Raw genomic sequence first — 5013 nt, forward strand, 5'->3', positions numbered from 1 at the left:
CTCTGGAGTTATCTAAATTAGGCTCAATACTTGGTAGTTTTCTACGGGTGTTTGGTTTAAGTATTGCCGCAAGGATAGATAATTGTAAGGTGTGTCGCGGAACTAAGAATCCCCGCACTTATAGGGCGGGGAGTGTCAAAACAAGTATCTTAGAACGCAATCATATCAATATTCTTGGTAACGGCACGCAGACAATTATCTTTGCCCATGGTTTTGGTTCAGACCAAACCGCTTGGCGTCATCAAGTCGCCGCCTTTGCCCCTAACTATCGTATTGTCCTCTTTGACCATGTAGGCGCCGGAAAATCCGATTTTTCTGCCTATAGTCCCCATCGCTACAGTAGCCTCTATAGCTACGCCGAGGATTTGCTGGAAATCTGTCATGAGTTAAAACTTACAAACTGCATTCTCGTAGGTCACTCAGTCAGTGGTATGATTAGCTTGCTAGCCGCGCTAATCGATCCCTCGTGCTTCAGCCAGCTTATTTTTGTCGGTGCATCTCCTCGGTATCTCAACGATGTGGGATATGTGGGTGGGTTTAATCAGTCCGACCTAGATGCACTCTATGGGGCGATGTCGGCAAACTATTATGCTTGGGTGAGTGGTTTTGCTTCCATGGTGATGGGAAACCCTGAACGTCCGGAACTAGCAACAGAATTTGCGAATACTCTGACGGCTATTCGTCCGGATATTGCCCAAGCCGTTGCCCGGGTTATTTTTCAGTCGGATCACCGGGATGAGTTACCGCGCCTGAGAGTACCGACTCTGATTCTACAAGCTAGCGATGATATCGCTGTACCCCTGCAAGTGGGTCAGTATATGGCAGATAACATCCCTGAGAGTCAGCTAATCAATATAAATGCAAGGGGTCATTTGCCTCACCTGAGTGCGCCAGATACCGTAACCCAGTCAATCGCGGCTTCTGTTTTTTCTTAACTTAAAGGGCGTTGATATAGGTGTCCTTTCTACCCGCCGCACTTTGGCGCTGACGACAAACTCTCCCTTATCAACGACATCCTTCTTCACTTATTGTTGATGCTCATTATTGTCATTGGATCATCCTAATCAGCTTCCTACATTTAGACGATTTTTAATCGGACTATTGCTGATGCTGGTTGGTCTAGATACGCTTAATACCAGCAGGAGCTTGACATTGAGTTTAACATCGATTGCCTTTACTGTCATCGTTTTGTTTCCTCTACCTGCTTGGATTCTGAGTCCCTTCATCGCAACAAAAATGGGGGGAGGGAAGGAAGATGAGGAAGATACAAAAGTCAACTCAATACTCAATATTCAATACTCAAAACTTAGACAATCCCTAATCATCAATTCCCCATCACTGTCTATGCTAGGGTTGGTGGCGATAGTTGTCTGGCTGATTGGTAGTCAGTATCCAGATTTACGCCCTTGGCTGACAGGATTGGGTTTGGCAATTGGATGCGGTTTGCTAGTGCGTCGTTTCCTGTTAGAAATTGAATGGAAATTGGCAGGGGGTTCAGTACTCGCCGCGATCGCACAATCAGACATGAATACTCCTGATCAAATCATTGAGCAGGTTACACGCAAGTTGTACGAGTTATCCCTAGCCGACGCTGCGATCGCACTGCGTCAATTGGATCAGGTAACCGCCCAAGCCCTCGTCTGTTTTCCCCCTACAGCCCTACCCGATCAACTAACAACGCCTAAACTCTTTGCCGAAGCCCTAACCTATAAACGCACTCTATTCTATGCTAATTATCCGGCGACGCCCAAGGCAGTCCCTATCCTTGTCGCCAAAGGTACACAGTCTCTGGCGGTACTCCCCCTGCGAAAGGAGCAAACGACACAGGAGCAAGGTGCTATCTTATTACTCTGGTACCGTCAAACTTCCCTGCCCTCATACCAGCGTCGCTTCCTGGATTTACTACTCGCACAACTCCACACCCTCCTACGTCTGCAAACCACCACGTTTCGCCTAGAACAGCTCAAAGCCCGCTACAATGCCATTCTAGAAATACCTCAGGGGGTAGTCTTTGTTGATGTCAGTGGGGGACAAGGCTGGCTCAATCCTGCCGGAGCAAAGCTTCTGGGGTTAGAACCGGGTGAAGCGGAACCGAGTGCGATCGCGCAGGCGATGGCAATCTTACGCAGCCGCATGGATAATCAGCAGGAAATCGCGACTCAGGCGGCACAGCTTTTTTCCCAACCGCAAGCAGAAATTCACGACTGGATCTGGAAGTTTAGTCAACCTCAACCGTTGGTACTTAGTGTATCAAGTCTGCCAACTGACGGTCAAGATATTCAAGGTCGCCTATGGTTATTTAATAATATCACTGAGAAATATTTTGCCCAACAGACATTAGCCAAACGTACCGCCCAACTGGAAATGGTGAATGAACAACTGGAAACGGTTAATGAAGCGTTGCGATTTACTCAGTTTTCTGTGGATCGGGCAGCTGATGCAATTTTTTGGATTGGGCAAGATGGACGAATATTATATGTCAATTATGCCGCTTGTCGGTTGCTGGGATACCCCCTGAATGATTTGCTGTCGATGAAGATTCATGACATTGATGCTAATTTTACTGTTGAGAGTTGGTTAGCACACTGGCAGATCCTCAAACAATGTGGTTCCCTCTCTCTTGAATCTCATCATCGCAGCAAAAATGGTAAACATTTCCCCGTAGAAGTGCGAATTAGTTATTTGGAATTTGACGGTAAGGAATACAACTGTGCCTTTGTCCGTGATATTACCGAACGTAAGCGAGCTGAGAAGGCATTGCGTTGGGAACGAGAAAAGGCTGAGCGTTTATTGTTGAATATTTTACCCCAACCTATTGCCGAGCGATTAAAACAGGAAACCTGCCTCATTGCCGATCGCTTTGCAGATGTGACGATTTTATTTGCTGATATTGTTGGCTTTACCAATCTTTCGGCTCGAATGCCGCCAACACAATTGGTTTTTTTATTAAATCATATTTTCTCCCGATTTGATCAATTAACCGAAAAGCATGGGTTAGAGAAAATTAAAACAATTGGTGATGCTTATATGATCGCCAGTGGTATTCCCACTCCTCGCAAAGATCATGCTGAAGCCATGCTCGAAATGGCATTAGATATGCAAATCGAGATTGCTCGCTTTAATCAGTTTCAGGATGAAAATTTTTGTCTGCGGATTGGGATTAATAGTGGTCCTGTGGTTGCTGGAGTAATTGGCACTAAAAAATTCATTTATGATTTGTGGGGAGATGCGGTCAATACCGCCAGCCGCATGGAATCTCATGGTATTCCTGATAAGATTCAGGTCACAGAAACTACATACAAACTCTGTCAAGACAAGTTTTTATTTGAAAAGCGGGGTCAAATTCAGATTAAAGGCAAGGGGAAAATGACGACTTATCTATTTATGGGTCGTAAATAATTTAATACTTGTTCATTGTTCTAATTTCTTCTGTCCTATTAAGATGCTTCTATCCATCCCTACACCCTACACCCTATCTCAGCCCAAAGACGCCGTGAGAAGTTAGGGCGGCTCCGGCGGTTTTGCTCTTAAGCTCATCCGCCAAGGTGAGGATACTGGGCTGCATTTAATTAAGATTTGTTGTATAATTAGTAGTTTGGCGTAAATAGATTGATTTTTTTTTAGTAATATCAAGAAGGCTAAATCTAGCAAAATAGGTAACGTTTGTCAATCCGCTAAAGTACAGAAAATAGTCCGATAATTTGGCGGAAGCGAAAATATCGGGATTGTATAAAAATAAAAGTAATATTAATTAAGAGATGTAAATCCCTTTAGCAAATACGGAGAGACGAGACTCATGTTCATGTCAACCCTGCTCTATCTGAATCACTACATCAGAATTGAGATGCCAAATCCAGACGTTGATAACACCATCTATGTGTCTATTTGCCGAGCTTCCGGAACCTATGATCCGGATGAGTGCGAACCTCATGTGACGGATTACCAACTCAGTGGGAATTCCCCCGATCCAAACAATTGGATTAAAGAAGCCATGGATAGCGCGATCGCAACATTGGATAAAGCCGGGGTGAAATACTACAACCCAAAGTCTTTAACGGCGTATCCTACCTGTAGTCAACGAGTCGCTTAAGCCAACACCGCCGACTCCATCTGGTATCGTTGAGCCAGAAAAAATATCATAAGTTATTCTAGTCCTGTGACAATTGTCACCCTTGAGAAAATTTTTTGATTAGTCTCCTCAGAAGCGCTTTCACGCGGCAGGTTGTGCAAGGGCAGGTTTTTTATGCCATATTATCGGCGATCTCCTGGATAAGAGCGTCTAAACCCGCCTCTACAAGGGTTTCTTCCACTCATTTATTCATCAATGATCAGGAAATCATCAAGAATATATTACAATTAAATACAAACCGTATTATAAGAGTGCTCGATGAAAGAAGCGCTACTCATGCCTTTAGGCGTCAGGAGTGTCAAACACTGATGCAATGCACACTCCAAGAGCTTCATCAGCAAGGTGTACCCATTTCCACCCTCTACCCTGCTACCCAAGTTCTCTCGCAAAGTGGGATATGAACAAGCGGGGATTCGGTTTGACTTCTCCCCCGGTTAAAACGCGGGGGATTCTAAGCAGATACTTTGGGACGAGCTGAAGCCGCGTCCCGTCGTTTTATCTTTTTAGAGTTCCAGAGGAAGACTCTGGATGGCGCAGTCAAAAACGCCCTACTGACCTTGGCTAGATCAAGACCTAGCTGTATCTCTACTTTGCGGAGAATGTTAGCAGCACCATTAGCATCGGCGTTGACAAATTCTCCGTTTTTGGTGCGGTACATTCCCCGTTTTACTCGCTTTCCACTCGGCATCCACCCTTCCGGCTTGGAGCCGAATACAGGCAGAGGGTCATTGTCAACAAAACTAGCTTTAGAGGTATAGCTTTCTTCAGTTTCTACGAACTGAATCCCATACTGCTCACACAGTTGCTCAATCCTGTTTTTGAGACGAGCGGTAGGGATTTGAACAAATTCCTGGTTCGTCTTTTTCCCTAACTCAATTCCGTCT

At 45.0% G+C, this 5013-nt stretch carries 4 protein-coding genes; 3 read left to right on the plus strand and 1 reads right to left on the minus strand.

Translation table 11 applies throughout. The features are described from left to right. The first annotated feature begins 146 nt into the window (after positions 1-146). The 3 genes from RIM23_RS11445 (at position 147) to RIM23_RS11455 (ending at position 4090) form a co-directional block, all read left to right on the plus strand. On the plus strand, positions 147-935 hold the full coding sequence (locus tag RIM23_RS11445) for an alpha/beta fold hydrolase (RefSeq protein WP_446367151.1): 789 nt from the start codon (positions 147-149) through the stop codon (positions 933-935). 217 nt (positions 936-1152) lie between these two features. Then, the gene (locus RIM23_RS11450; RefSeq protein ID WP_446367145.1) at positions 1153-3399 is read left to right on the plus strand and encodes an adenylate/guanylate cyclase domain-containing protein; all 2247 of its coding nucleotides are present in this window, start codon (positions 1153-1155) and stop codon (positions 3397-3399) included. Between the two features lie 397 nt (positions 3400-3796). Continuing rightward, entirely contained in the window at positions 3797-4090 is a 294-nt protein-coding gene (locus RIM23_RS11455) for a hypothetical protein (protein ID WP_446367147.1), read from the plus strand. 490 nt (positions 4091-4580) lie between these two features. On the opposite strand, the gene RIM23_RS11460 is transcribed toward RIM23_RS11455, so the two are convergent. Continuing rightward, positions 4581-5013 (minus strand): zinc ribbon domain-containing protein (locus RIM23_RS11460; RefSeq protein ID WP_446367149.1); only part of this gene is annotated, 433 nt, incomplete at its 5' end.

The organism is Coleofasciculus sp. G3-WIS-01, assembly GCF_040223135.1.
Classification (GTDB): Bacteria; Cyanobacteriota; Cyanobacteriia; order Cyanobacteriales; family Coleofasciculaceae; genus Coleofasciculus.

Bases quoted from the DNA above. Each gene is read 5' to 3' on its own strand.
- RIM23_RS11455 (WP_446367147.1), top strand. From the start codon at position 3,797: ATGTTCATGTCAACCCTGCTCTATCTGAATCACTACATCAGAATTGAG.